Origin of the sequence: Parvularcula sp. LCG005, assembly GCF_032930845.1 — a bacterium.
Taxonomy (GTDB): Bacteria; Pseudomonadota; Alphaproteobacteria; order Caulobacterales; family Parvularculaceae; genus Parvularcula.
Map to the genome: position 1 here is coordinate 1,201,068 of NZ_CP136758.1, position 26,631 is coordinate 1,227,698.

Annotated in this window: 36 protein-coding genes; all 36 read left to right on the plus strand. The window is 58.5% G+C overall.

What is annotated here, in order from left to right:
- The first annotated feature begins 44 nt into the window (after window positions 1-44).
- Window positions 45-1,220, plus strand: a complete 1,176-nt coding sequence (gene tuf, locus RUI03_RS05540) for an elongation factor Tu (RefSeq protein WP_317289294.1) — start codon at window positions 45-47, stop codon at window positions 1,218-1,220.
- A gap of 105 nt (window positions 1,221-1,325) precedes the next feature.
- Window positions 1,326-1,637, plus strand: coding sequence for a 30S ribosomal protein S10 (gene rpsJ, locus RUI03_RS05545; protein WP_410795892.1), 312 nt, complete (start codon window positions 1,326-1,328; stop codon window positions 1,635-1,637).
- 2 nt (window positions 1,638-1,639) lie between these two features.
- Entirely contained in the window at window positions 1,640-2,455 is an 816-nt protein-coding gene (gene rplC / locus RUI03_RS05550) for a 50S ribosomal protein L3 (RefSeq protein ID WP_317289296.1), read from the plus strand.
- Window positions 2,455-3,072 carry a 50S ribosomal protein L4 gene (gene rplD / locus RUI03_RS05555; protein WP_317289297.1) on the plus strand — a complete coding sequence of 206 codons (618 nt, stop codon included), beginning with the start codon at window positions 2,455-2,457 and terminating at the stop codon, window positions 3,070-3,072. The genes rplC and rplD overlap by 1 nt, the downstream gene beginning before the upstream one ends.
- A complete protein-coding gene (locus RUI03_RS05560) occupies window positions 3,069-3,368 on the plus strand; it encodes a 50S ribosomal protein L23 (RefSeq protein ID WP_317289298.1) in 300 nt (99 codons plus the stop codon). Before rplD ends, RUI03_RS05560 begins: the two co-directional genes overlap by 4 nt.
- A gap of 11 nt (window positions 3,369-3,379) precedes the next feature.
- Complete coding sequence (gene rplB / locus RUI03_RS05565) at window positions 3,380-4,219, plus strand: 50S ribosomal protein L2 (protein WP_317289299.1); 840 nt, start codon at window positions 3,380-3,382, stop codon at window positions 4,217-4,219.
- Between the two features lie 10 nt (window positions 4,220-4,229).
- The gene (gene rpsS / locus RUI03_RS05570; protein ID WP_317289300.1) at window positions 4,230-4,508 is read left to right on the plus strand and encodes a 30S ribosomal protein S19; all 279 of its coding nucleotides are present in this window, start codon (window positions 4,230-4,232) and stop codon (window positions 4,506-4,508) included.
- 3 nt (window positions 4,509-4,511) lie between these two features.
- Window positions 4,512-4,892 carry a 50S ribosomal protein L22 gene (gene rplV, locus RUI03_RS05575; protein WP_410795893.1) on the plus strand — a complete coding sequence of 127 codons (381 nt, stop codon included), beginning with the start codon at window positions 4,512-4,514 and terminating at the stop codon, window positions 4,890-4,892.
- Entirely contained in the window at window positions 4,892-5,617 is a 726-nt protein-coding gene (gene rpsC, locus RUI03_RS05580; RefSeq protein ID WP_317289301.1) for a 30S ribosomal protein S3, read from the plus strand. Before rplV ends, rpsC begins: the two co-directional genes overlap by 1 nt.
- Window positions 5,618-5,632: 15 nt before the next feature.
- The gene (rplP, locus tag RUI03_RS05585; RefSeq protein ID WP_317289302.1) at window positions 5,633-6,046 is read left to right on the plus strand and encodes a 50S ribosomal protein L16; all 414 of its coding nucleotides are present in this window, start codon (window positions 5,633-5,635) and stop codon (window positions 6,044-6,046) included.
- A gap of 2 nt (window positions 6,047-6,048) precedes the next feature.
- Entirely contained in the window at window positions 6,049-6,252 is a 204-nt protein-coding gene (gene rpmC, locus RUI03_RS05590) for a 50S ribosomal protein L29 (RefSeq protein WP_317289303.1), read from the plus strand.
- A 3-nt stretch (window positions 6,253-6,255) separates the two neighbouring features.
- The gene (gene rpsQ / locus RUI03_RS05595) at window positions 6,256-6,543 is read left to right on the plus strand and encodes a 30S ribosomal protein S17 (protein ID WP_317289304.1); all 288 of its coding nucleotides are present in this window, start codon (window positions 6,256-6,258) and stop codon (window positions 6,541-6,543) included.
- Between the two features lie 38 nt (window positions 6,544-6,581).
- Window positions 6,582-6,950, plus strand: coding sequence for a 50S ribosomal protein L14 (gene rplN / locus RUI03_RS05600; protein WP_317289305.1), 369 nt, complete (start codon window positions 6,582-6,584; stop codon window positions 6,948-6,950).
- A gap of 2 nt (window positions 6,951-6,952) precedes the next feature.
- The gene (gene rplX, locus RUI03_RS05605) at window positions 6,953-7,261 is read left to right on the plus strand and encodes a 50S ribosomal protein L24 (protein ID WP_317289306.1); all 309 of its coding nucleotides are present in this window, start codon (window positions 6,953-6,955) and stop codon (window positions 7,259-7,261) included.
- Entirely contained in the window at window positions 7,261-7,821 is a 561-nt protein-coding gene (gene rplE, locus RUI03_RS05610) for a 50S ribosomal protein L5 (RefSeq protein WP_317289307.1), read from the plus strand. The genes rplX and rplE overlap by 1 nt, the downstream gene beginning before the upstream one ends.
- A gap of 59 nt (window positions 7,822-7,880) precedes the next feature.
- On the plus strand, window positions 7,881-8,186 hold the full coding sequence (gene rpsN, locus RUI03_RS05615; protein WP_317289308.1) for a 30S ribosomal protein S14: 306 nt from the start codon (window positions 7,881-7,883) through the stop codon (window positions 8,184-8,186).
- A gap of 15 nt (window positions 8,187-8,201) precedes the next feature.
- Window positions 8,202-8,600 carry a 30S ribosomal protein S8 gene (rpsH, locus tag RUI03_RS05620; RefSeq protein ID WP_317289309.1) on the plus strand — a complete coding sequence of 133 codons (399 nt, stop codon included), beginning with the start codon at window positions 8,202-8,204 and terminating at the stop codon, window positions 8,598-8,600.
- Between the two features lie 11 nt (window positions 8,601-8,611).
- Window positions 8,612-9,145, plus strand: coding sequence for a 50S ribosomal protein L6 (gene rplF, locus RUI03_RS05625; protein WP_317289310.1), 534 nt, complete (start codon window positions 8,612-8,614; stop codon window positions 9,143-9,145).
- 31 nt (window positions 9,146-9,176) lie between these two features.
- The gene (gene rplR, locus RUI03_RS05630) at window positions 9,177-9,539 is read left to right on the plus strand and encodes a 50S ribosomal protein L18 (protein WP_410795894.1); all 363 of its coding nucleotides are present in this window, start codon (window positions 9,177-9,179) and stop codon (window positions 9,537-9,539) included.
- A gap of 12 nt (window positions 9,540-9,551) precedes the next feature.
- Complete coding sequence (gene rpsE / locus RUI03_RS05635) at window positions 9,552-10,142, plus strand: 30S ribosomal protein S5 (protein ID WP_317289312.1); 591 nt, start codon at window positions 9,552-9,554, stop codon at window positions 10,140-10,142.
- A gap of 11 nt (window positions 10,143-10,153) precedes the next feature.
- A complete protein-coding gene (rpmD, locus tag RUI03_RS05640) occupies window positions 10,154-10,342 on the plus strand; it encodes a 50S ribosomal protein L30 (protein ID WP_410795895.1) in 189 nt (62 codons plus the stop codon).
- 141 nt (window positions 10,343-10,483) lie between these two features.
- Window positions 10,484-10,972, plus strand: a complete 489-nt coding sequence (gene rplO / locus RUI03_RS05645) for a 50S ribosomal protein L15 (RefSeq protein WP_317289313.1) — start codon at window positions 10,484-10,486, stop codon at window positions 10,970-10,972.
- Between the two features lie 136 nt (window positions 10,973-11,108).
- Entirely contained in the window at window positions 11,109-11,282 is a 174-nt protein-coding gene (locus tag RUI03_RS05650) for a hypothetical protein (protein ID WP_317289314.1), read from the plus strand.
- A 13-nt stretch (window positions 11,283-11,295) separates the two neighbouring features.
- Complete coding sequence (gene secY / locus RUI03_RS05655; RefSeq protein WP_317289315.1) at window positions 11,296-12,651, plus strand: preprotein translocase subunit SecY; 1,356 nt, start codon at window positions 11,296-11,298, stop codon at window positions 12,649-12,651.
- Window positions 12,648-13,235: an adenylate kinase gene (locus RUI03_RS05660; RefSeq protein WP_317289316.1), complete on the plus strand. Its 588-nt coding sequence runs from the start codon at window positions 12,648-12,650 to the stop codon at window positions 13,233-13,235. The genes secY and RUI03_RS05660 overlap by 4 nt, the downstream gene beginning before the upstream one ends.
- 136 nt (window positions 13,236-13,371) lie before the next feature.
- Window positions 13,372-13,740: a 30S ribosomal protein S13 gene (gene rpsM, locus RUI03_RS05665; RefSeq protein ID WP_317289317.1), complete on the plus strand. Its 369-nt coding sequence runs from the start codon at window positions 13,372-13,374 to the stop codon at window positions 13,738-13,740.
- Window positions 13,740-14,135, plus strand: coding sequence for a 30S ribosomal protein S11 (rpsK, locus tag RUI03_RS05670; protein WP_317289318.1), 396 nt, complete (start codon window positions 13,740-13,742; stop codon window positions 14,133-14,135). Before rpsM ends, rpsK begins: the two co-directional genes overlap by 1 nt.
- Window positions 14,136-14,187: 52 nt before the next feature.
- The gene (locus RUI03_RS05675; RefSeq protein WP_317289319.1) at window positions 14,188-15,204 is read left to right on the plus strand and encodes a DNA-directed RNA polymerase subunit alpha; all 1,017 of its coding nucleotides are present in this window, start codon (window positions 14,188-14,190) and stop codon (window positions 15,202-15,204) included.
- 142 nt (window positions 15,205-15,346) lie between these two features.
- On the plus strand, window positions 15,347-15,766 hold the full coding sequence (rplQ, locus tag RUI03_RS05680; protein ID WP_317289320.1) for a 50S ribosomal protein L17: 420 nt from the start codon (window positions 15,347-15,349) through the stop codon (window positions 15,764-15,766).
- Between the two features lie 166 nt (window positions 15,767-15,932).
- A complete protein-coding gene (locus tag RUI03_RS05685) occupies window positions 15,933-17,048 on the plus strand; it encodes a PEP-CTERM sorting domain-containing protein (protein ID WP_317289321.1) in 1,116 nt (371 codons plus the stop codon).
- An 86-nt stretch (window positions 17,049-17,134) separates the two neighbouring features.
- Window positions 17,135-18,916, plus strand: coding sequence for a tetratricopeptide repeat protein (locus RUI03_RS05690; RefSeq protein WP_317289322.1), 1,782 nt, complete (start codon window positions 17,135-17,137; stop codon window positions 18,914-18,916).
- Between the two features lie 198 nt (window positions 18,917-19,114).
- A complete protein-coding gene (locus tag RUI03_RS05695) occupies window positions 19,115-21,034 on the plus strand; it encodes an alpha/beta hydrolase family protein (RefSeq protein ID WP_317289323.1) in 1,920 nt (639 codons plus the stop codon).
- A gap of 100 nt (window positions 21,035-21,134) precedes the next feature.
- Window positions 21,135-22,532 (plus strand): Do family serine endopeptidase, encoded by a 1,398-nt coding sequence (locus RUI03_RS05700; protein WP_317289324.1) that lies wholly within the window; start codon window positions 21,135-21,137, stop codon window positions 22,530-22,532.
- The gene (locus RUI03_RS05705; protein WP_410795919.1) at window positions 22,529-23,851 is read left to right on the plus strand and encodes a replication-associated recombination protein A; all 1,323 of its coding nucleotides are present in this window, start codon (window positions 22,529-22,531) and stop codon (window positions 23,849-23,851) included. The genes RUI03_RS05700 and RUI03_RS05705 overlap by 4 nt, the downstream gene beginning before the upstream one ends.
- A 185-nt stretch (window positions 23,852-24,036) precedes the next feature.
- A complete protein-coding gene (locus RUI03_RS05710) occupies window positions 24,037-25,644 on the plus strand; it encodes a hypothetical protein (RefSeq protein WP_317289325.1) in 1,608 nt (535 codons plus the stop codon).
- Window positions 25,641-26,573 (plus strand): site-specific tyrosine recombinase XerD, encoded by a 933-nt coding sequence (locus tag RUI03_RS05715; RefSeq protein WP_317289326.1) that lies wholly within the window; start codon window positions 25,641-25,643, stop codon window positions 26,571-26,573. The genes RUI03_RS05710 and RUI03_RS05715 overlap by 4 nt, the downstream gene beginning before the upstream one ends.
- The last annotated feature ends 58 nt before the right edge of the window (window positions 26,574-26,631 follow it).

The window sequence follows — 26,631 nt, forward strand, 5'->3', positions numbered from 1 at the left end:
AGTTTCTAAATATCAATATTTCGTCAGAATACGGAGAGACGAGAATGGCCAAGGAAAAGTTTGCACGTACAAAGCCGCATGCCAATATCGGCACGATCGGTCACGTTGACCATGGCAAAACGACGTTGACAGCAGCAATCACCAAATATTTCGGTGATTTCAGAGCGTACGACGAGATCGACGGCGCGCCAGAAGAAAAAGCGCGTGGTATCACGATTTCGACAGCACACGTCGAGTATGAGACGGAAGGCCGTCACTATGCTCACGTCGACTGCCCAGGTCACGCTGACTACGTCAAGAACATGATCACCGGTGCGGCACAGATGGACGGCGGTATCCTCGTCGTGAACGCCGCTGACGGCCCTATGCCACAGACACGTGAGCACATCCTGCTCGCTCGTCAGGTTGGTGTGCCTGCGCTTGTCGTGTTCCTGAACAAAGTTGATCAGGTCGACGACGAAGAGCTGCTCGAGCTCGTGGAAATGGAAGTCCGTGAACTTCTGTCTTCTTACGAATTCCCAGGCGACGACATTCCTATCGTCAAGGGTTCTGCTCTTGCCGCTATGGAAGGCCGCGACCCTGAGATTGGCGAGAACGCCATTCGTGAGCTGATGGCTGCTGTTGACGAATACATCCCGACGCCAGAGCGTCCGATTGACATGCCATTCCTGATGCCAATCGAAGACGTGTTCTCGATTTCGGGTCGTGGTACGGTTGTGACCGGCCGGATCGAGCGCGGCGTCATCAATGTCGGCGACGAAATCGAAATCGTCGGCATCAAGGACACGAAGAAATCGACCTGTACCGGCGTTGAAATGTTCCGCAAGCTGCTTGATCGCGGTGAAGCTGGTGACAACGTCGGTGTTCTCCTCCGCGGTATTGACCGTGAAGGCGTTGAGCGCGGCCAGGTCCTGTGTAAGCCAGGTTCGGTGACGCCACACACGAAGTTCGTGGCCGAAGCCTACATCCTGACCAAAGAAGAAGGTGGCCGTCACACGCCATTCTTCAACAACTACCGCCCACAGTTCTACTTCCGTACAACGGACGTGACGGGCATCTGCACATTGCCAGAAGGCACCGAAATGGTGATGCCTGGTGACAATGTGAACTTGAATGTTGAGCTGATTGTGCCTATCGCCATGGAAGAGCGTCTTCGTTTCGCTATCCGTGAAGGTGGCCGTACGGTTGGCGCCGGCATTGTTGCCTCGATCATCGAGTAACAACGATTTTCTACGACAGACGGGCCGCGATGCGCGCGGCCCGTCTTTATTTTCGGCGGCTCCTCTGAACGTATGAGCCTTAATAGGGACGGTCATCGACACGTCATGCAACAGAATATCCGGATACGGCTTAAGGCCTTCGATCACCGCGTGCTCGACAGCTCTGCGGTAGAGATCGTAAATACGGCAAAACGGACAGGCGCCCAGGTTCGCGGCCCCATTCCCCTGCCAACCCACATTGATCGTTATACGGTCCTTCGCTCACCTCACGTGAACAAGACGTCTCGCGAGCAGTTCGAGATGCGCACGCATAAACGTGTGCTCGATATCGTTCAGCCTACGCCGCAGACGATTGACGCGCTGATGAAGCTCGACCTGTCGGCAGGTGTCGACGTCGAAATCAAACTGGGGGCGTAACAATGGCGCACGCACCTCAACCAACATCCGCACAAGCATCGGTCCGTACTGGTCTGATCGGCAAGAAGATGGGCATGACCCGTCTGTACAACGAAGAAGGCAACCACGTGCCTTGCACAGTGGTGTCTCTCGAAGGTTGCCAGGTCGTCAGTCACAAGACCGAAGACCGCGACGGCTATTCTGCGCTGCAACTGGGCGCTGGTGAATATCTCAACCGCAAGGGCGAGCTGAAAACCAAGCGCGTGACCAAAGCACTGCGTGGCCACTTTGCGAAAGCCAACATCACGCCGAAGCGCAAGCTCGTCGAGTTCCGCGTGCCTTCAGACTCGCTGATTGAAATCGGTGCTCATCTGACGGCTGACCACTTCCTGACGGGTCAGAAAGTGGACGTCATCGGGACGTCGATTGGTAAAGGCTTCGCCGGTGCCATGAAGCGTCACAACTTTGGCGGCATGCGCGCCTCGCACGGTGTCTCGATCTCTCACCGGGCGCATGGTTCGACCGGTCAGTGTCAGGATCCGGGCAAGGTCTTCAAAGGCAAGAAGATGGCCGGTCATATGGGTGACGTCCGCGTGACGACCCAGAACCTCGAAATCGTTCGCGCCGATGCTGAACGTGGTCTTCTGTGGGTCAAGGGCGCCGTCCCTGGCTCGAAGGGCAGCTGGGTTGTCATTCGTGACGCCATCAAGCGCGCCCTGCCGGAAGGGGCTCCAGTTCCCGGCGCATTCAAATTGCCAGGTGCTGCTGAAGCGCCAGCCGCTGAAGCACCAGCTGCTGCTCCTGCTGAAGACGCAAACGCATCTGAGGGAGAAGAATAATGCAGGTTGATGTCATCACCCTGGATGCCGGCAATTCGGGCACGGTCGATCTCAATGACGAGATTTTCGGCCTGGAGCCTCGCCGTGACATCCTTCACCGCTATGTGGTGTGGCAGCTGGCCAAGCGTCAGCAAGGCACGCACAAAGCCAAGGAACGCGGCGAAGTCGCTGGTACCACGAAGAAATTCGTGCGCCAGAAAGGCTCTGGCGGCGCCCGTCACGGTAACCGCAAGGCGCCTCAATTCGTTGGCGGCGGCAAGGCCCACGGTCCTCGCGTCCGTAGCCACGCCCATGATCTGCCGAAGAAGGTTCGCCGTCTGGCCCTGCGTCATGCGCTGTCCGCCAAGCAGGCAGCGTCTGAGCTGATCATCATCGATCAGGCCAGCCTGTCCGATCCAAAGACGAAGGCCCTGGTCGAGCGTTTTGCCAAGCTTGGCGTCAAGAACGCGCTGATCATGGATGCGACGTTCGACGAGAATTTTGCCCGCGCAGCGCGCAACATTCCGAACGTTGATGTTCTGCCTGTCGTCGGTGCGAACGTGTACGACATTCTTCGTCACGACAAACTCATTCTCACCAAGGCTGCGGTCGAAGGTCTGGAGGCTCGGTTGTCATGAGCGGCGTCACTGAAAAACACTACGACACGATCGTGTCCCCGGTGATCACCGAGAAATCGACGATTGCCGCTGAGAACAACCAGCACGTTTTCCGTGTTCGGATTGAAGCAACGAAGCTCGAGATCAAAAGTGCTGTCGAGGCTCTTTTTGGCGTCAAGGTGAAGGCCGTGAACACGATCATCACCAAAGGCAAAGCCAAGAGGTTCCGCGGCCGTCCTTACAAACGGTCTGACGTCAAGAAAGCGATCGTGACCCTTGAAGATGGTCACAATATCGACGTGACGACGGGCGTCTGAGGAGGTTTATCATGGCATTGAAGACATACAATCCTACCTCGCCTGGTCGCCGGACACTTGTCACGGTTGACCGCGCTGAGCTGCACAAAGGTCGCCCAGAGAAAAGTCTGACCCAGGGTCTGACGAAATCTGGCGGTCGCAACAACACTGGTCGAATCACGGCCCGCCGCATCGGTGGTGGTGCGAAGCGGCTGTATCGGATCATCGACTTCAAACGGAACCGCTTTGATGCGATCGCTGAAGTCGTTCGTATGGAGTATGACCCGAACCGCACGGCGTTCATCGCTCTTGTTGAGTATGGTGACGGCAAGCGCTCCTACATCCTGGCGCCACAGCGTCTGGGCGTTGGTGACAAGGTCGTCTCTGGTGAGCGCGTCGATGTGAAACCCGGCAATGCGATGCCGCTGAAGAACATTCCCCCAGGCTCCATTCTCCACAATGTGGAGATGAAGCCAGGCAAGGGTGGTCAGATCGCTCGTTCCGCAGGGGCCTATGTTCAGCTGGTCGGTCGCGATGGCGATTATGTTCAGCTGCGTCTGAAATCGGGCGAAGTTCGTCTGGTCCACGGTGAATGTCGCGCGACGATCGGGGCTGTTTCCAACCCTGACCACTCGAACGGCAATCGCGGTAAGGCCGGCCGTACACGCATGCTGGGCAAGCGCCCTTCAGTTCGTGGTGTCGCTATGAACCCGATTGATCACCCTCATGGTGGTGGTGAAGGCCGCACATCTGGTGGTCGTCACCCCGTCACGCCGTGGGGCAAGCCTACCAAAGGTAAGCGTACACGGAATAACAAAGCCACAGATCGTCTGATCATCCGCTCGCGTCACGCGCGGAAAAAAGGGCGATAGGAGATAATCTATGCCACGTTCGGTTTGGAAAGGCCCGTTTGTTGACCGCTACCTGCTTAAAAAAGCAGGTGAGGCAACTGACGGTAGCCATAAAGGCGGCATCAAGACTTGGTCGCGCCGGTCGACAATTTTGCCACAGTTCATTGGACTGACGTTCAATGTTTACAACGGTCAGAAATTCATCCCTGTCCACGTGACGGAAGACATGGTGGGTCACAAGTTCGGCGAATTCTCGCCGTCCCGGACCTATTATGGTCACGGTGCGGACAAGAAAGCGAAGCGGAAGTAAGTCATGGGACAGGCGAAAAATCCGCGCCGGGTAGGCGACGATCAGGCAATGGCCAAAGGCCGCTCGATCCGCACAAGCCCGCAGAAGCTGAACCTGGTTGCGCAAGGCATCCGGGGGATGAAAGTAGAACGTGCCCTGAACGAGCTTGATTTCTCTCGCAAGCGCGTCGCCCAGGAGGTCAAGAAAGTCCTTCAGAGCGCTATCGCGAATGCCGAGAACAATCACGATCTCGATATCGACAGCCTCGTTGTCGATCAGGCATTTGTTGGCAAAAACCTGACGATGAAGCGCTGGCACGCCCGGGCGCGTGGCCGCATGGGTCGCATCAAGAAACCTTTCGCGGAGATCACGATCGTGCTTCGCGAAGTTGAGGAGGTTGCATAATGGGTCAGAAAGTAAACCCGATCGGCCTCCGGCTCGGTATTAACCGGACCTGGGACAGCCGTTGGTACGCGGACAAGAAAAACTACGGCGATCTTCTGCATGAAGATCTGAAAATCCGTCAGTATCTGTTCGACAAACTGAAAAACGCCGGTGTGTCACGCATTGTCATCGAGCGTCCGCACAAGAAATGTCGCGTCACGATCTATTCGGCTCGTCCGGGTGTGGTGATCGGCAAGAAGGGTGCAGACATCGAGAAGCTCCGCAAAGAGCTGCAGGCGCTGTCATCTTCTGAGACGGTTCTGAACATTGTCGAGATCCGCAAGCCGGAAGTCGACGCAATGCTCGTTGCTGAAAACATTGCCCAGCAGCTGGAGCGTCGGGCTTCGTTCCGCCGCGCCATGAAGCGGGCCATGCAGACAGCCATGCGCATGGGTGCCCTTGGCATCCGCGTGAACTGCTCCGGTCGTCTTGGCGGTGCAGAGATTGCACGGATGGAATGGTACCGCGAAGGTCGCGTGCCGCTTCATACACTGCGGGCCGATATCGATTACGGCGTAGCCACCGCGCGCACGACTTACGGTGCAATCGGCATCAAGGTCTGGATCTTCAAAGGTGAGATTCTGGAGCATGATCCGATGGCGCATGAGCGTCGCGTTATTGACAGTCAGACTGGCGCCCCCTCCGGCGGCCAGCGCGAGCGCCGTCCGCGCCGCGATAATGCGTGAGTGAGGTAGAGGACAATGCTTCAGCCTAAACGCACCAAGTACCGCAAAATGCACAAGGGCCGTATCAAAGGCCTTGCAAAAGGCGGTACGGACCTTAATTTCGGCTCCTTCGGCCTGAAGGCCGTTGAGCCAGAGCGCGTCACTGCGCGCCAGATCGAGGCAACACGTCGTGCCATCACCCGTCACATGAAACGGGCAGGGCGCGTGTGGATCCGGATTTTCCCGGATGTGCCTGTCACGAAAAAGCCAACCGAAGTTCGGATGGGTAAAGGTAAGGGTTCGGTCGAATATTGGGCTTGCCGCGTCAAGCCAGGCCGCATCATGTTTGAAATCGACGGCGTTCCAGAGGACGTCGCCCGCGAAGCTCTCTTGCTTGGCGCAGCAAAGCTGCCGATCAAGACACGCATCGTGAAACGGATCGGGGAATAAGGATGAAATCGCAGGAAGTTCGCGATCTGTCCGACGATCAGCTGTCCGGCAAGCTCCTTGAGTTGAAGCAGGAGCAGTTCAACCTGCGCTTTCAGCGCGCGTCGGGTCAGCTCGAGAAGACAGCCCGTGTTCAGGTTGTCCGTCGTGATATCGCTCGGATTAAAACCATTCAGGCAGAGCGTGCTTCTGCCAAGCAAGGGAGCTAACTCATGCCTAAACGCATTTTGCAGGGGCCGGTTGTCTCCAACAAGGGCGACAAGACCGTAGTTGTACGGATTGACCGCTCTTTCAAACACCCGCTTCTCAAGAAAGTTGTGCGGCGGTCCAAGAAGTACCACGCCCATGATGAGAGCAATCAGTACAATGTCGGTGACACTGTCCTGATCCGTGAATGTCCGCCGAAGTCGAAACTGAAGCGGTGGGAAGTGGTGACGGCTGAGGAAGCTGCTGCGGCAAGTGAAGCGCGCAGCGAATCCGAGCAGGCCACCGTTAATTGATTTGCCGGTCCCCAAGGGGACTTTGAAGGAGGGATCTTATGATCCAGATGCAAACTAACCTGGATGTCGCCGACAATTCCGGCGCGAAGCGGGTCCAGTGCATCAAAGTGCTGGGCGGCGCGAAGCGTAAATACGCTGGCGTCGGTGACATTATTGTCGTGTCCGTGAAGGAAGCCATTCCTCGTGGTCGCGTCAAAAAAGGTCAGGTGATGAAAGCGGTTGTCGTTCGCACGGCGAAAGACATCAAGCGTCGCGACGGTTCCGTGATCCGTTTCGACAGCAATGCCGCTGTGCTCATCAACAACAACAAAGAGCCGATCGGTACACGTATCTTTGGCCCGGTGACCCGTGAGCTTCGCCGGTCGAACCACATGAAGATCGTCAGCCTCGCGCCGGAGGTGCTGTAACCATGGCAGCCAAGATTAAAAAAGGTGATCGTGTCATCGTGCTTACGGGCCGTGACAAGGGCGCTGAAGGCGATGTCCTCGCGGTATTTCCGAAAGAAGATCGGGTCACCGTCCAGGGCGTGAATGTCATCAAGCGTCACACCAAGCCAAGCCAGCAGAGCGCTGGCGGTATCATTACCCGTGAAGCGCCGATTCACCTGTCCAACGTGGCAGTGAAGGATCCAAAAGACGGCAAGCCAACCCGGGTCGGTTTTGAAGTTCGTGACGGCCAGAAAGTGCGCGTCGCCAAACGGTCAGGGGAGGTCATCTGATGGCTGACACCGACAATTACGTCCCGCGCCTTAAGACGCTGTACAACGATGAAATTCGTGCGCGTCTGAAGGAGAAGCTGTCGCTGCAGAACGAAATGATGATCCCGCGTCTGGACAAGATCGTGATCAACATGGGCGTTGGCGAAGCTGTCAATGACCGCAAGGTTGTCGACAAGGCCGCTGAAGAGCTTCAGGCCATTTCCGGTCAGAAGCCTGTCATTACCCACGCGAAGAAGTCGATCGCCGGCTTCAAGGTGCGTGAGGAAATGGCTCTTGGCTGTAAAGTCACGCTGCGCAAGGATCGCATGTTCGAATTCCTTGACCGCCTGGTGACGATCGCCCTGCCGCGCGTCCGCGATTTTCGTGGTCTAAACGGTAAAAGCTTTGACGGTCGTGGCAATTATGCCATGGGCCTCAAAGAGCACACGGTGTTCCCTGAGATTGACTACGACAAGGTCGAAGGTCAGCGGGGCATGGATATCATCATCTGCACAACCGCAGCCAATGATGACCAGGCACGTGAGCTCTTGAAAGAATTCAACTTTCCCTTTCGCAAATAAGGGAAGCAACTAGGCAAGGTCCGATATTCGGAAACCGGCCTTAGGAGACGAAAAAGCAAATGGCAAAAAAGTCGATGGTTCAACGCGACCTGAAACGTCGCCGGCTGGCCGACCAGTATGAAGACAAGCGCAAAGCCCTGAAAGCGACGATGCGTGACGAAAACTCGTCACCTGAAGAGCGTTTCAAGGCAGCGATGAAGCTCGCCGAGCTTCCGCGTAATTCTTCACCGACACGTATCCGTAACCGGTGCCTCGTGACGGGTCGTCCTCGCGGTTACTACCGTAAACTGAAAATGTCCCGTATCGCGCTGCGTGAGCTTGGCTCGCTTGGCAAGATTCCGGGTCTCGTGAAATCCAGCTGGTAAGGGGGGTATTCCACAATGGCTATTAACGACCCTATCGGCGATATGCTGACCCGTATCCGCAACGCACAAATGCGCGGTATGTCGAAAACGACAACGCCTGCGTCCAAGCTGCGTCAGCGGGTTCTCGATGTTCTGCAGACGGAAGGCTACATCCGTGGCTATTCCCGCGTTGAACAGCCGAACAACAAGGCCGATCTCGAGATCGAGCTGAAATATTTTGATGGCACACCAGTCATCTCGCACATCAAGCGTGTGTCGAAGCCTGGTCGCCGTGTTTATTCGTCCGTGAAAGATATCACGCCTGTACAGAACGGTCTGGGGATCTCGATCCTTTCCACACCGAAAGGCGTTATGTCCGACAGCGTTGCTCGCGAGAATAACGTGGGCGGCGAAGTTCTCTGTAACGTCTATTAAGGGAGCCGGAGATGTCACGTATTGGTAAAAAGCCGGTTCCGGTGCCTAAGGGCGTTGAAGCCAAGATTGACGGCCAGACCGTCACTGCCAAAGGCCCTAAGGGCAAGGCGGAGTTCGTCGTGAACGAACTGTGTCTGGTCGAGATGGGCGATGACGGTGTCGCGATCAAACCGATCAACAAGTCGAAGAACGCCCGGTCGATGTGGGGTATGTCCCGCACGATGGTGGCGAACCTGTTCGAAGGCGTGAGCGAAGGGTTTACCCGAAAGCTCGAGCTCGTCGGTGTCGGTTATCGTGCGCAGATGCAGGGCCAGAAACTGGTTCTCGCTCTCGGGTACAGCCACGACGTCGAGTTTACGGCACCCGAAGGGGTCGACATCAAGGTCGCTAAGCCGACTGAGATCGAGATCACCGGGTCCGACAAACAGGTCGTCGGTGAAGTTGCAGCAAAAATTCGCAAGTTCCGTCCGCCCGAGCCTTACAAGGGCAAGGGCGTGAAGTACGCGGGCGAATACATCTTCCGGAAGGAGGGCAAGAAGAAGTAAGGGCGCTGTCCTTATTATTCTTGATTGGCTTATGGCAAAATCAAAAGTTCTCATGCGGCAGCGCCGCGCCGGTCGCACCCGGGCCAAACTGGCCCGCAACGCGAATGGCAAGCTGCGTCTGTCTGTGTTCCGTTCTGGACGGAATATCGCCGCTCAAATCATCGATGACCGCGCCGGCCGCACGCTGGCGTCGGCTTCCTCGCTGGAAAAGGATGTTCGGACTTCTTCGGAAGGGTCGAAAACCGATACCGCGGGCAAGGTTGGTCAATTGTTGGCTGAGCGCGCCAAGGCTGCCGGTATCGAAGACGTCGTCTTCGATCGCGGCGGGTATATCTTCCACGGCCGGGTGAAAGCCCTGGCAGACGCCGCCCGTGAGGGTGGTCTCAAATTCTAAGGGATTTTGGCAATGGCAAATGAACCGCAAGGTAGAGGCCGGGGCCGGGGCCGCGGACGTGAGCGCGAAGAAGAGCGGGACGAATTTACGGACCGCCTTGTCGCGATCAACCGGGTGTCGAAAACGGTGAAGGGCGGTAAAAACTTCGGTTTTGCTGCGCTGGTCGTGGTCGGTGACCAAAAAGGTCGCGTCGGTTACGGCAAGGGTAAGGCCCGCGAAGTGCCTGAGGCGATCCGCAAGGCGACGCAGGAAGCCAAGCGCAGCCTCGTTCGCGTGCCGCTTCGCGATGGTCGCACGCTGCACCATGATGCTGAGGGCCGTCATGGCGCCGGCAAGGTTGTGCTGCGCACGGCGCCTCCAGGTACGGGCGTGATCGCCGGTGGTCCGATGCGCGCCGTCTTCGAGATGCTCGGTGTCCAGGACGTGGTCGCCAAATCACTCGGTACGTCGAACCCATACAACATGGTTCGCGCAACGGTTGATGCACTGAAGAACCAGTCGAACCCCCGTACGATCGCTGCCAAGCGCGGCATCAAGGTGTCCGAGCTGATTTCTCGTCGTGCAGCTGTTCAGCCTGACGCGACACCTGTCGACGCTGGCTAAGGAGAACGAACATGGCAGAGAAGAAAATGCTCACGGTTCGTCAGACGGGTAGTCCTACCCGTCGCCCACAGGACCAGCGGGCAACGCTCGTTGGTCTGGGCCTCGGCAAGATCGGCCGGGAGCGGACCCTGGAAGACACACCATCTGTACGCGGCATGATCCGCAAGGTGCAGCACATGGTGCAGGTTATTTCTGACTAAATAGACTGGCGGCTTCGGCCGCCGGTTTTTTCGATTGGGGGTTTGCGCCCCCAGAGGTCTTCGCTATAGGCGGCGACCGGGCCCATGAGGCTCATTGTACAGGCGAGGCCCATAGGGCCGCATAGTCGAAAGGACGACAAAATGCGTTTGACAGATCTGCGCGACAATGAAGGCGCGCGCAAAACCCGGACCCGTGTTGGTCGTGGTATTGGCTCAGGCAAGGGTAAAACCGGTGGCCGCGGTGTCAAAGGCCAGAAATCCCGTTCAGGTGTTGCGATCAAGGGCTTTGAAGGCGGTCAAATGCCGCTTCACATGCGGTTGCCAAAACGCGGCTTCAACCTGCCGAATGCCAAGGACTACGTTGAGATCAATCTCGCGACATTGCAGGCGGCTGCTGATGCTGGTCATTCCAGCGTCACCGAAGACGGCCTCGTGGAAGCTGGTCTGATCCGTCGTAAGAGTGACGGTCTGCGTCTTCTCGGTTCGGGTGAACTGTCGTCGAAGCTCGACGTCACCGTGACCTATGCAACGAAATCGGCGCGCGAAGCGATTGAAAAAGCCGGCGGTACGGTCACCATGACCCGTCCTGAAAAGCACAAGCGCCTGCGCGGTCCACACAAGACCAAATAAGGGTCAGAGGGAAGGGACCGCATGCCGGTCTCTTTTCTCGTTTACGGTTTGTGGGCGGGCAGATCTGCCGGGGCGCGTGGCTACCTCGTTATCGGGGCGGCCGGGTGTCTTTCTTGCGGACAATGAGCTAGCGTTGATGAGCGTCGAACGCGAATCAATCCATGAGCCGGGCGGTCGAGCGGGGTTGGCGAAGTCGACCGACGCTGACGTCAAGATCTTCGATCAGGCTTCTTTTGCGAGGAAACTGACCGTACTGACCGTGGAAAGGTTGCAAGGGATGGCCAACGTGACCACCTCCGAGCAAATTTGATAAGCGAACCAAAATGACTTCAGCAGCTGAACAATTTGCCTCCAATCTCAGCCTTTCGAATTTTGCGAAGGCGGACGAGCTTAAAAAACGTCTTCTCTTCACCCTGGGCGCTCTGATCGTCTACAGGATCGGGACCTATATCCCGGTGCCGGGTGTAAACCCGAGTGCGTTTGCCGAGCTGTTCGGTAATCAGCAGGGTCTGTTGCAGACGTTCAACCTGTTCTCGGGCGGTGCCACCGAGCGGATGGCGATCTTCGCGCTGAATATCATGCCCTATATTTCGGCCTCGATCATCATGCAGATGATGACCGCCGTCGTTCCATCGCTTGAGGCGGTGAAGAAGGAAGGCGAGGCGGGCCGTCGTCAGATCAACCAGTACACCCGTTACGTCACCGTTGCCCTCGCGACGCTGCAGGGTTACTTCATTGCCGCCACGATCGCGGGGTCGCAGGGCAGTATTGGCGGGATCACCGTGCCCGTCGTCGCGAATCCGGGCCCCTTCTTTTATGTGACAACCGTGGTGACTCTGGTCGGCGGTGTGATGTTCCTCGTCTGGCTGGGCGAGCAGATCACGGCGCGCGGGATCGGGAACGGCATCTCTCTCATCATTTTCGCGGGTATTATCGCCGAGCTGCCACGGGCAGCCGCTGGCCTTCTTGCGTCAGGTCGATCCAACGCAATCGGTGCGCCGCTCATCATCGGTGTCCTTCTCATGGCTGTGGGTCTTGTGGCGTTCGTGGTGTTCATGGAGCGGTCGCAACGGCGCCTTCTCATCCAGTATCCGCGCCGCCAGCAAGGCAATGGCATGACGCAGGGGGAGAAGTCCCACCTGCCACTGAAAATCAACACGGCTGGCGTTATCCCGCCGATCTTCGCATCCAGCCTCCTGTTCCTGCCTGCCACAGCGTCCGGCGCGATTGGTGCTGATGCACCAATGTGGCTCCAGGACCTGGTGGGCAGCCTGCAGCCGGGGCACTGGATTCACATGATCCTATACGCCGTGCTGATCTTCTTCTTCTGCTTCCTGTACACATCCATCGTGTTCAATCCGCAGGATACGGCGGACAACCTCAAGAAATATGGTGGTTACATCCAGGGCTATCGCCCGGGCGCGCGGACGGCAGACTATATCGACTACGTTCTGACGCGGATCACGGTCATCGGGGCGCTCTACATCACGGCGGTCTGTCTGGTGCCGGAGATCCTACGGATGCAGAACTCGGCCATCCCGATTTATCTTGGCGGGACCTCGCTGCTCATCGTCGTGACTGTGACGCTTGATACGGTTCAGCAAATTCAGGGTCATCTGCTCGCGCAGCAGTACGAATCACTCATCAAGAAATCGAAGCTGAGAGGGGCGCGTCGATGATCGTCATCTTTTTGGGACCACCGGGCGCCGGCAAGGGAACGCAGGCAGCCTATATCTCCCAGAAGCGCGGAATTCCGCAGCTCTCCACTGGAGATATGCTTCGCGCGGCCATTACCGCGGGCACGCCGGTAGGCAAGAAGGCGAAAGCCGTGATTGATGCTGGTGAGCTGGTCTCGGACGAGATCGTTGCCGGCATCATCGCTGACCGGATTGATGAAGATGATTGCCGCAAGGGCTTCCTGCTGGATGGTTTCCCGCGCACGCTCGAACAGGCGCGCATGCTGGACGACATTATCGCATTCCGTAACCGCAAGATTGACGTGGTGCTGGCGCTTCAAGTCGACGAGAATGCCCTGGTCGACCGGCTCAACAGCCGGATTCAACAGACCAAGGATGCCGGCGGAGAAGTCCGCTCCGACGACAATGTCGAGACGTTCCGCAAACGTCTTGAAGTCTATTCTACGCAGACGGCGCCTCTCATTCCCTATTACCGGGATCAGGGGCTTATTGCTGATATTGATGGCATGAAGCCGATCAATGTAGTGTCTGCTCAAATCGATAGCGTTCTTGACGGATTGTCTTGACGTGGGGTGAGGGCGTTCTATAAGCGCGCTCTTCACCTTTGCACATTCTTCACCGTCCAAGGTCCGAATCATCTGCCTTGGGACCCGTTTCACATACCGCTCTATTCAGAGTGGTCATTCTAAAGAGGCTCGTAACGTGGCTCGTATCGCTGGGGTCAATATCCCAAACAATAAGCGCGTGCACATCGCGTTGACCTATATCCACGGGATTGGACCTGCAAAGGCCCAAGAGATTGTTGAGAAGGTGGGTATCACAGAAGAGCGCCGGGTCCAGGACCTGAGCGACGCTGAGGTGCTGCGCATTCGTGAGACAATCGACGAAAACTTCACCGTGGAAGGTGATCTGCGTCGTGAAACCGCGATGAACATCAAGCGTCTGATGGACCTTGGTTGCTATCGGGGCCTGCGTCACCGCCGGGGCCTGCCGGTCCGCGGCCAGCGCACGCACACCAATGCTCGTACCCGTAAGGGTCCTGCGAAACCGATTGCTGGGAAGAAGAAATAATGGCTCGCCAACCGCAACGCGGTGCCGTTCGGCGCCGGGAACGCAAGAATATTTCGAACGGCGTCGTTCACGTGAACGCGTCTTTCAACAATACGATGGTCACCATCACCGACGAACAGGGCAACACGATTTCGTGGTCCTCGTCCGGCCATATGGGCTTCAAAGGCTCGCGGAAGTCGACACCATTTGCCTCGCAGATGGCTGCCGAAGACGCCGCTAAAAAGGCTATGGAGCACGGTATGAAGTCAGTCGACGTGCTCGTTCGCGGTCCTGGCTCGGGTCGTGAAAGTGCACTTCGCGCACTGCAGGCTGCTGGCCTCACTGTGACCAACATTAAAGATGTGACGCCGATTCCCCATAATGGTGTTCGTCCGCGGAAACGTCGCCGCGTCTAAGACGATACTGTTTTTGGGATAATGGGCGCGATTGTGCCCTTAGGAGACTTTGATGCTCGAGAAGAACTGGCAGGAACTCATCAAGCCGCAGAAACTCGAAGTTGAGCACAGCTTCGATCCTCAGCGGAAGGCGACTATCATCGCCCAGCCGCTGGAGCGCGGTTTTGGTCTGACGCTCGGCAACAGCCTGCGTCGGATCTTGATGTCCTCACTTCAAGGCGCTGCCGTCACCGCGATTCAGGTCGACGGTGTTGTGCACGAATTTTCGTCTATCCCCGGTGTTCGGGAAGACGTCACCATCATTGTGCTGAACATCAAGCAGCTGGCGATCCGCATGCACGTGGATGGCCCTAAGCGTCTGGTTCTTCACAAGAAGGGCCCGGGCGTTGTCACCGCCGGCGATATTCAGGAAACGGCTGATATCGAGATCCTCGACAAGGATCACGTGCTGTGCACGCTCGATGAGGGCGCTGACCTGCGGATGGAAATCACCGTTCAGACCGGCAAGGGCTATGTCCCTGCTGATCGCAACCGGCCAGAGGACGCGCCGATCGGTCTTATCCCGGTCGACAGCCTCTACAGCCCGGTGCGTCGCGTGTCCTACAAGGTTGAGAACACCCGTGAGGGTCAGGTGCTCGACTATGATCGTCTCGTGCTCGAAATCGAAACCAACGGGGCTGTCAGCCCTGAGGATGCCGCGGCCTATGCCGCGCGTATCCTTCAGGACCAGCTGCAGATCTTCGTGAACTTTGATGAGCCGAAGAAAGACGAGGCCGGTGGCGTCGGTGAAGAGCTTCTCTTCAACGCAGCCCTGCTGCGCAAGGTTGATGAGCTTGAGCTGTCCGTGCGTTCGGCCAACTGTCTGAAGAACGACAATATCGTGTATATTGGCGATCTCATTCAGAAGACCGAAGCCGAGATGCTCCGTACACCAAACTTTGGCCGCAAATCGCTGAACGAGATCAAGGAAGTTCTCGCGACGCTGGGTCTGCACCTTGGGATGGATGTGCCGGACTGGCCACCTGAAAATATCGAAGAGCTTGCTCGCAAGTTTGAAGATCAGAATTGACGGGTATCGGGCGATCCTCATGGATCGCCTGAGGCCTTTGTATAACCGGTCTGGTGACTTGGTGGGCGCTGATGCGCCATTGGCACCGGGCCTCTGACAAGACCAAACCATCCGCCGTGAGCGGAGTAGTGGAGATTAGATCATGCGCCACGGATTTGCGCACCGTAGACTGGGTCGCTCGCAGAGCCACCGTAAAGCGATGTTCGCCAACATGGCCGCTTCGCTCATCAAGCACGAGCAGATTGTAACGACTCTGCCCAAGGCAAAAGAACTCAAGCCGATCGCTGACAAGCTGATCACGCTGGCGAAGAAAGGTGATCTGCACGCGCGCCGTCAGGCCATCAGCCAGATCCGTGACGTTGCCATGGTCGGTAAGCTGTTCGAGACCCTCGGTCCTCGCTACAAGGATCGCAATGGCGGCTATACGCGCGTCATGAAGGCGGGTTTCCGTTATGGCGATAACGCGCCTCGCGCCGTCATCGAGTTTGTGGATCGTGATGAAAGTGCCAAAGGCCTCGATTCTGGTCCAACCATGGAAGTCGAAATGGCCGACGAGGAATAAATCCTCGACTGCTCGACACCACAAAAGGTCGCCTCAGGGCGGCCTTTTTTTTGTTTCGCGCATCCTATGGATGTGCGAATTGAAAGGCGGCAACTGATTGTAAATCTTGCGGAAGTGTTAAAGCTGAGATATTTTCCCAACACCAAACTTAATTTGGGGGAGAAAAATGAAAGTAATCTCGACGCTTGCGGCGATGGCAGCAGCATGTCTGCCACTCTCTGCATTTGCGCAATCTATCACACCTGCTTCTCACGAAGACACGATTGATCTGGGCTCCAGCGGATCAGTCGAAGTAACGGTTTCGACGCCAACTGAAGGAACGGCGACCGACCTGATCGATGTCGTTTTTCTTGCCGATAACACGGGTTCGATGAGTTCTGAACTTTCGGCTGTCAAAGCCGAAGCGTTCAACCTGCTGACGGCTCTTGGCCTGAGCGGTGCTGATATCCGTTATGCCGTGACGTCCTATTTTGGCGATCCGGTTGAAGGAAACACGCCAGGCAATACGGGTTCGAATGATCGTTTCGCGGCCTATAACGCCATTCAAACGTTCACGAGTGATACCACGGCCGTGCAGGGTGCGATCAACCAATGGTTCGCCTCTGGCGGCGGTGACGGTCCTGAAGCCGCCATCTACTCGCTGCATCAGATCGCAACAGGCGGCGCCGACAGCGAAAGCGGCGTGGGGTCGGGTATTGATCTTGGTTTCCGTTCCAGTGCCACGAAAATTGTCGTATGGTTCGGCGACATCGGTAACCACGAGGACACAGTGGACGTCCCCGAAGCGATTGCTGCCCTGCAGGCTGCAGGCATTACAGTCATCGCGATCAGCTCGGGCGGCAGCCTGAATCGGTCCGGCGACTCTGCGAACCAGGCAACGCGTATCGTCGAAGCGACCGGCGGGATCGAAGCTACGGCGGGTTCAACGGATCTTGCCGCTGTCATTCTCGACACGCTCGGCGATGTGACTGACACGATCGACCTCAACTTGACGCTCAGCGAGATGTTCCCAGGCCTGCCTGTGACCGTCACCTGTACAAGCGTTGGTGGTTGTGACGATGTGGGTCTCGGTGAAAGCCGCACTTTCCTGATCTCTTACAATGGTATGGAAGTGGGGACCTACACCTTCACTGCATCTGTGACTGGTCTGTCGGTTTCTGTTGATCCGATCCGCATTACGGTTGTCGACGGCACACCTGAAGTGCCAGTGCCAGCCGCAGCGGTTCTCTTCCTGACAGGCCTTGCTGGCTTCGTCGCGCGCCGCAAAAAAGCGCGCGCCTGAGAATAGACGGCCATTCCGTGCCGTGAGATGATGGAATTGGGGAGGGGGCAACCCCTCCCCAATTTGCGTTCTGGGGGAGAAAATTCATGATGAACAAGAAGATTGGACTCGGCCTTGCGATCCTGTCCGTGTTCGGCAGCACCGCGCTCGCGAGCCCGGTGACCTATGACGCCGACCAGGAAATGCTGGATGCATTGGTCCGCCGTCTGCAACTGACCAGCACCGCCGTCGAAACCGCCGAACGGTTTGGTGATGTCAGTCGTCTGTTTGCTTCGCAGTTCACGGAGCTTTCCGATCGGGTGTCTGGTGACGCGGCCTTGAGCGTGATGGTCACTGCGCTCGGCACTGGACAGTTCGACAAGACCGAAAAGGCGGCCGACGCCTATCTCGATATCCATCCGGAGTCCGCTCTGGCATTTGAAATTCGGGGGCTGGCGAGGAGCTATCTCGATCGACTTGATGACGCTCTTGTCGATTTCTCCACCGCAGCCCGTCTAGCACCCGAGAGTGCCATTCCGCCAACCCGCCGTGGGGTCGTGCTGGCCGCGATGGGCCGTCGCTCCGACGCGGAAATGGCGCTGCGCGATGCGCTGAAGATCGATCCGACGTCGCGACGGGCGGCACAGCAGCTTGGTTTTGAACTCTACAAGGATGGCCGATATGCCGAAGCCCTCCCGTACCTGAAGCAGGGGCGGGTCGAAGATCAGACGCAATTCACCATCATCGAGACGGTGCTGATCGATGCCGCCTATCGGCTGAACGACATGGCAACCGTCGCCGATATTCTGGGCGCACGGTCGCGTACGGACCTGTCGTCCTACCTGCTCATGATGCGGGGCAGTGCGTATCTGTTGACGGGGGCACCCGAGGATGCGGTCGCGGATTTCCGAGCGCTCGTCGCACAAGCTGACGCTCCGCCTCAGTCCCAGCTTCTTCTTGCCCGGGCCCTGGCGCGGGCAGGGGAGCAGGACGAAACCTTCCTCATACTGAAGAACATGGAGGCGTCCCGGTCTCTCGCCCAGGCAGAGAGAACAGAATTCGTCGCACTCGCTCTTGATGCCGGCGGGGTGTCCGAGGCCCGTCAGATGGCTGCCCCGCTGCTGGCAGATCCTGCCCCCCTTGATCCGGCGACCCTCGATGTCCTCATCCGGCTGTTCGTTGCAGAGAAGAATACGGATGGCGCGCTGGCGTTCCTGAGCGAGCGTCTTGAGCGTCGGCCATCGTCCACGCTCTATGAACGGCGGGCGTCGCTGAATGCGGCACGGCGCGCGTACTCGGATGCGGTGGATGATTACCGGTCGGCCATTCTTCTGACGCCTGATGATCCGGGCCTCTACCGGGAACTCGCCCTGGCCCATTCTCGGGCAGGCAACCGGGTCGAAGCGGTCACCACGGCAAAACGTCTGACCGGTCTGTCGCGTCTGCCGAGCGACTGGTCGTTTCTTGGCGCTCTTTATGAAGACGTGAACCGCCCCGCCGCGGCGCAGGAGGCCTATGAAAAGGCGCTGTCGCTGGGGCCTGACTTCCTCGCATCGCATAATCTCAGTGTCGCTTACGCGCGCAACGGCGATTTCGAAAAAGCCCTGCCATTGTCGGCCGCTGCCTATGAGCGCCAGCCTGACAATGCCGCCGTCCAGCACAGCTATGGCTGGATCCTGGCCAATACAGGTGACCTCAAGAAAGGGCTGGCGTTGCTGGAGAAGGCTGCGGTCCAGTCGCCGACAGACGCTCTGTTGCAATATCGCCTGTCGATTGTTCTTGGTGCGGATGGGCAGAAACAGAAGGCCAAGGCCCTGCGCGAGGCTGCTGTCATGGCTGATTCTGGCGTGGCGGGGAAATCGGGTCGGGACAATCTGTCGGCCCGATAGGGGGCATTGAGCAGATCGCGCCGATGGGGTGTCCGCCTCACGGTCCGCCGCGGCCTTTGTCACGGGATGCCGTGATGGTGCGCTTGAAATCGTGTCCCGGTGTCTGCGATCCCATAAAAAACATCGCTCAGCCTGTCACTTGGCTTGAGTTGAACACCAGAATGGTGAACTATTTTCGAAAATGAAAACTGAGGGCACATGCGTTTTTCATCCATTCTCGTGGCAGCCGCCACTGCATTTTCCACGGCCGCCGTCGCGCAGGTTCCCGTTGAAGCGTTCGCAGAAATGCCGATGTTCAAACAGTTGGAAATCTCGCCAGACGGTCAGAAATTCTTTACACGCATTAATGACAACGGCACCTATCGTTTCATGGTTGTCGATATATCGGGCGGCGGTGTCCAGCCCCTGTTCTCGTACCCTGAATCGAAAGAGCGGACGATCGGCCGGGCGGAATGGGCCCGCAATGACCGGATTGTCCTTGGTCTGATGTATAAGGGCCAACGCGGATCAACCAATGTCTATGAGACCCGGCTGATCGGCATGGATCCTGATGGCACGAAGCAGAAGGATCTCTTCCCCAAGAACATCAAAGGGCCGGGCGGGCGTCCGGTGCAGCTGCAGGACCAGATCGTCTCGACCATGCCGCAGGATCCGGGCAAAATTCTTGTCCAGTATTTTGGCTCAGTCTACGCCGTCAACATCGATCGCACCGCCGTACACACGCCGGTCCGGCGGGAGTGGCCGGATATCTCCTATTGGCAGGGAACGAGAGACGGCGAAGTTTTTGCAGGCTGGGGCGTCAAGGATACCGAGAATTTCTCGACACCCACTTTGATTCTGCTGACGGACGGAAACGACTGGGTATCGCGCCATCATCTGCGTCAGGACGAAAGTTTTGACGTTATAGGTCCTGCGGCTCGGCCAAATATCTATTACGTCATTTCATCTCATGAAGGCCGGGCTGGCCTTTACGAGTATGATGCAAAAGCTGACCAATTTGGAAAAGTCGTTTATTCTGATCCGGATATTGATGTCGACAACGCCGTCTACGATGATGAGACACGGTCAGTACTCGGTGTTGTTTTGGCCGAAGACGAAAATGATGTAACGTGGCTCAGTGACAACTGGATCAGCGCGGAACTGGCAAAGCTGAAGGCGACGTTTCCCGACAATGAAGTGGCAATCTACGGATTCAACGAAACCAAGACCCACGCCATCGTCAAGGTCAATCCGTTGCACGCGCCCGGCCAATTGTTCATCTACGATCGCCAGACGCCGGGCCTGACGGCCTTGCCCGTCCAGCAACCAAGCCTGCAAGGACAGCCATTAGGCAAGATCATCACCACGTCATTCAAGGCCCGCGATGGTCTCGATATCCCCGCCTATGTGACCCTGCCGCCTGGTCTGACCAGTCTGGAGCAGGCCCGAAATCTGCCTTTCGTGGTCTATCCCCATGGTGGCCCCCACGCGCGGGATTATGCGGAGTATGATTTCATCGCCCAGATGTTGGCGTCCCAAGGCTATGGCGTCTTGCAGATGAACTTCCGCGGGTCCTCCGGCTACGGACGGGAATTCCTGCTCGCAGGGAAACGTGAATGGGGCCAGGCGATGCAGGATGATATTACCGATGGTGCCCAGTGGCTGGTGTCGAAAGGCTATGCGGCAAATAACAAGCTCGCCATTCTGGGCGGGTCCTATGGTGGATATGCCGCTTTGATGGGCGCCGCCAAAACGCCCGATCTGTACCAATGTGCCATCGGCCTCAACGGCGTCTACGATTTGCCGCAAGTGTTGGCATCGGCACGCCAATATATGGGGGGCCGTTATAGCACGCGCTTCATTGGCGATCTCTATAAAGACCGGTCGACCCTGAACCAGAATTCGCCGATCAATCTGGTCAATCAGATCTCGGTGCCCGTGCTTCTCGTGCATGGCCAGAAAGACAATACGGTCAACGTCGACCAGTCTCGCGCCATGGCCGCCGCGATGCAGAAGGCCGGTGCCAATGTGCGCTATGTCGAGCTGCCCGAGGATGACCACTACCTGTCGTTTCAGGACACGCGCCTGACTTTCCTGCAGGAAAGCGAGCGGTTCCTGGAATCCTGTCTTGGGCAGTGACGCACGAACCCTTAAACCCTTGTGAGGGGCGCCGCCCGGCGCTTCTCACTGGCGCCATGGGGGCGTAAGGGGGCCTTTTCAGTTTGAGAGGTCATGACCCATGCGATTGATGCCCATTTTGGTCCTCCTTGCCCTCATGCCCGCATCGCCGGCCGCCCTTGCCCAGACGACCATACCGAAAACAGATCTGGAGCTGAAAGCCAGCTACGCCCCGGTGGTGAAAGACGCGGCGCCCGCCGTCGTGAATATCTACACCAAGCGCGTCGTCACCCAGCGGATGCGATCCGTTTTCGATGACCCGTTCATGCGCGATTTCTTTGGTCGTTCGCCCGGCCTTAACCGTCAGCGTGTCGAGAGCTCTTTGGGGTCCGGGGTTATTGTCGATCCCAAGGGCATCATCGTTACAAATAACCACGTCGTCGAGAACGCCGGTGAGATCAAGGTCGTCCTGGCGGACCGTCGCGAGTTTGAGGCGGAGGTCCTGCTGACCGATGCCCAGACAGACCTTGCCATACTGCGGGTAGAGACCAATAGCGATCTGCCCTTTATCGATTTTGCCGACAGTGACCGGGCAGAAGTGGGAGACATCGTCCTTGCCATTGGCAACCCCTTCGGCGTGGGACAGACGGTCACCAGCGGCATCGTCTCGGCGCTGTCGCGCACGGCGGCGTCGATCTCGGACTACCAGTTCTTCATTCAGACCGATGCCGCGATCAATCCGGGGAATTCCGGTGGTGCGCTGGTTGACGTGAACGGACGACTTCTCGGCGTCAACACGGCGATCTATTCCCGGTCGGGCGGATCGAACGGCATCGGATTTGCCATACCCGGTAATCTGGTCCGGCAGGTCGTCGAATCGGCGGCTGGCGGCGAGCGGATGGTGCGTCGTCCCTGGCTTGGCCTGCAGGGAACATCCGTGGACAGCAAGGTGGCATCGGCCCTGGGGCTTGATCGCCCGGTCGGGGTCATTGTCGGGGATATCTATCCTAAGAGTCCCGGCGATCGGGCAGGAGTTCGCGAGGGCGATGTCATCGTCGCGATCGGTGATCAGGATATCTTTGATGCCGAGGCCCTGCGCTATCGTCCGGCCACGCGGCGCGCGGGCGACCGGATCGACCTGAAACTGCTGCGTGATGGCAAACAGAAGACGGTCTCGGTCAAACTTGACTATCCGCCCGAAGACCCGCCGCGCAACGAGACAATTCTTGATGGTCAGCATCCGCTGAGCGGTGTCACGATCGCCAATCTGTCGCCGGCCCTGGCTGAGGAGCTGGGCCGCAATCCCATGGGTAGCGGCGTCGTCATCACTGCCGTCGACGATACGAGCCTTGGCCGCCGATATGGTATTCAGCCCAATCTGGCGCTGGTGCAGGTGAACGGTGTTGCCATCAAGGATGTGAAGGACGTGCTGCGTGCGGTGAATACGAATAGCCGCGTCTTTGTCATGCAACTGGCCGATCAGAATGGCCGCGTATCAACGCTGCGAGTCGGTCGATAGCCGCGTCCGACGATCTGTTCGGCGCTGCGGGCCTGGAGCAGGGCGCGCCGCGACCGCTGGCCGACCGGCTGCGTCCGGCGACGGTGGGCGAGGTGGTGGGCCAGGACCATTTGTTGGCGGAGGGTGCGCCCCTGTCTCGCATGCTGGCCAAACGGCGGCTGTCTTCCATCATCTTCTGGGGACCACCGGGGGTGGGCAAGACGACCTTGGCACGGCTATTGGCCGACGAGGTCGATCTAGATTTCGTGCAGATTTCCGCGATCTTTACCGGTGTCGCCGATCTCCGGAAAGTTTTTGCGCAGGCAGAAGGCAATCGCGCCGCGGGGCGAGGGACGCTGCTGTTTGTCGACGAGATTCACCGCTTCAACCGGGCGCAGCAGGACAGCTTCCTGCCCGTCATGGAAAGCGGCGTCATCACGCTGGTGGGCGCAACGACGGAAAATCCATCATTTGCCCTGAACGCGGCCCTTCTGTCTCGCGCGCAGGTGTTGACGCTCAATCGTCTTGACGCGGATAGTCTCGGGCAATTGGTGGGGCGTGCCGAGACCTATCTTGATCGCCCACTGCCGCTTACGCCCACGGCCCGGACGGCGCTGCTTGAACTGGCTGACGGGGACGGACGTTTTCTACTGGGTCTCGCCGAAGAACTGGCCGCTTTGCCAGAAGACACCGCCCCGCTTGATGAAGCAGCGCTGGCCAATGTCGTACAGCGCCGGGTGCCCGTGTACGACGCCAATCAGGATGGTCATTACAATCTCATCAGTGCCCTGCATAAAGCCGTTCGGGGGTCCGATACCGATGCGGCGCTGTACTGGTTCGCCCGAATGCTGGAGGCGGGGGAGGACCCACGCTTTCTAGCACGCCGGATCATCCGCATGGCGAGTGAGGATATTGGCCTTGCTGCGCCCGATGCGCTCGCCATGACGATCGCCGCGCGGGATGCCTACGAACAATTGGGGTCGCCGGAAGGCGAATTGGCGCTGGCTCAGGCCGTCGTTTATCTGGCCAGCGCGCCGAAATCGAATGGCGTCTACACGGCCTACAAAGCGGCAAGACGCGCGGCGAAGGAGACGGGCTCTCTCATGCCGCCGCGCCACGCCATGAATGCGCCGACCAAGCTGATGAAGGCTGAGGGGTATTCGGACGGGTATGTCTATGACCACGACACGCCGGATGGCTATGCCGGGCTCGACTATTTCCCGCCGGGCATGGAGCGCCAGAATTTCTATGCACCGCCAGCCCGAGGGGCGGAAAAAACGATCCGCGATCGGCTCGCCTGGTTTGCGGCACGCCGCAAGCCGCCGGGCGACCGCACGTAACGTTCAATCAACCTGACATCGCTCATAAACCGGGTTACGGTTAACACGAACCACGGAGTGTCATGATTTCGCCATGCGATTCACGCTGTTTATCGTTGCATTGGTCGTCTTCACGATCATTCTTCTCTATGTAGTAGGAGATCGGCGCCAGCCGACCCAACGCGTAATTGAACAAGAGGTCGAGCTTGAAGCTCGGTAAAGGGTATATGGGCGTAGTGAAATCCGTAAGCTTGGCGTTGGGTCTGACTGTTCTGGGCCTGTCTGCCGCATCGGCGCAGGAGCGGTTGACCACCCCTGACAGCGCACAGTTTGATTCCAGCGCCTTTTCTCTCGGGACCCTGACGCCCAATTCCGGCGCGGCGAACCGCGATCTCTGGCAGCGCAGCGACGGCCCCGCCCTCGACGCGCTTCTGGCGGCGGTGCCAACCACTTATTCTGACCCGCTCTATCTGGAAGTGCTGCGCCGCATCACGCTGTCTCCCGGCGAAGGCCCGGCCAATGCCGACAATCTGCTGGCGGGACGGAAATTTCTGACGGCCGCCCAGGCTGGTTTCTATCGTGACGCCGCGTCGCTGGCGGAACTCGTGCCCGGGCTGCGCTCCGAACCGGCGCTGGCAAAGGTCGTCGCCTATGAAGAATTGCTGGACGGTGAGGCGGATGCCGCCTGTGCCCGTGGGGCCAGCTTGCGGGATGGACGCACTGATCCGTTCTGGGTCCGGCTGCGCCATTTCTGTTACGTCCGCGCAGGCGAGACGTCGGCGGCAGAACTGACCCTGGACCTGATGCGCCGTCAGGACTGGCTCGCCGATGCCGATATTGATCGCGCTTCGGCCTTCGCTGCGGACCGGCTGAATGGCGATTTCGTTCCGCAGGGTCCCATTGACTATGCCATGCGCGCCGATGCCGGTCTGCCGATGACCATGGCGCAGCTCGATGCGGCGCGGCCGATGATCGTTGCCGCCGTCGCGCGCGATGGGGACCAGCCCGCCGATCTGCGCGAAAAGGCGCTCATCTGGTCAGTGGCGTATCACACGATTGATGTGGCCGAGGCCCGCTCCATTCTCAATGACCTGCCAAGCGCTCAACTCGCGGGCGATCTTCTCAATGTCACGACCCAACCGCCGGGCACGCTCGAAATGGCCGAAGCTGTCGGCAACATGCTTGGCGGTGCGAATGGCGACTGGATGTCATTCAAGGCGCGCTCAATGCTTCTGGCAAAGGTTCTGCCCGCGACCGAGCCTGTCATGAACTACGCCCCGAATGCAGCGGATATTGCGGTCGCCGGCATGGTCACCAGCCAGCCTGCGGTGGTCGAGAAATGGATCCTCGCGCTTGCCGGTGATGGCGCCGACCCCGCTGCCTCAGCCTATGCTGGGTCTCTGGTGGAGCTTTATGCCATCCTCGATCCGGGCGCAGCGCGCCGTATCGGCTCGTATATTGGCCTGGCGTTTGAACCTGCCGAGATCGCACCGCTTGGTGCTGGTGCGCCTTCAGGCGAGGTGCCTGTCGCGCTCTTCGTCGATGCTGGTCTTGATGCCGCCCAGGCCGGCAGTATTGGTCCGGCGACCTTGGTCTATCTCATGGGCATGAAGGTGGGCACGAGCGATGAGACGGCGCCGATCCATCAGGCGGTGATGAGCTGGGCCCGTGCCCACGCTGATCTGAATTGGCTCGATCGTCAGGCGGCTTTCCGTCAGGCGGCGATGAAGCTGATGGCAGAAGGCGGTTCTGGCGGTGCGCGGATGAGCCCGGGCGGCTCGCCAGTGCCACGGGTCAAACCGACCGGCAATTGACGAGCGCCGACAGCGCCGTCCCCACCAGCGGCCCGATCGCGCTGTTCCTTGACATGATGAGTGTCGAGCGCGGCGCGTCCGCCCGCACAATCCGCAATTATGGCCGTGACCTCACCCGGGTCATGGCTTTCTTATCGTCCCAGCGGTCTGTGTCTCTGACCGAGGCAACGCGGGATGACTTGGCTGCCTATCTGGGATTTCTGCGATCTGCGGGAAAAAGCCCGGCCACGGCCGCGCTCTGTCTGTCCGCCATCCGCCAGTTCTATGCCTTTACCTATGCCGAGGGGCTCACAGCCGATGATCCGGCACAGGCATTGGAGCGGCCGAAGACGAGGCGACCCTTGCCCAAGGTGCTGGGTGTCGACGAAGTGACGCTGCTGCTTGATCGGGCCAAGGCCGATGCGGCGACAGGGGCGCCAAAAGCGCTGCGCCTCCTGTCGATGATGGAGGTCCTCTACGCAACCGGCCTGCGGGTGTCTGAACTGTGCGGCCTGCCACGTCAGGCGTTTGACGCCGATTGCCCATGGCTCAATGTCATCGGCAAGGGCGACAAGGAACGAATCGTGCCGCTGACCGAGCCGGCGATCAACGCGACGATGGACTGGCTGGAGGCCCTCGGTCCGGAGGCGAAGGCGGGTTATCTGTACCCCTCGCGCGGCAAGACAGGGCACATCACGACGGCGCGCTTTGCCCAACTCTTGAAGGATCTCGCCGCCGCTGCAGGTGTCCTGCCAAGCCGCGTCTCGCCCCATGTGCTGCGCCATGCCTTTGCGAGCCACCTTCTCGAAGGCGGCGCCGATCTGCGGGTCGTCCAGCAATTGCTCGGCCATGCTGACATCACCACCACACAGATCTATACCCACGTCTCGACAGAGCGCCTGCGCCGGGTCATGGAAGAGAAACATCCGCTAGCCCGGCAAAACTCTTAACCGTTCCCGGTTTGTCAACGAGTTCATGCTCCCCTATGAGAGGAGCCCGATTGTGAGA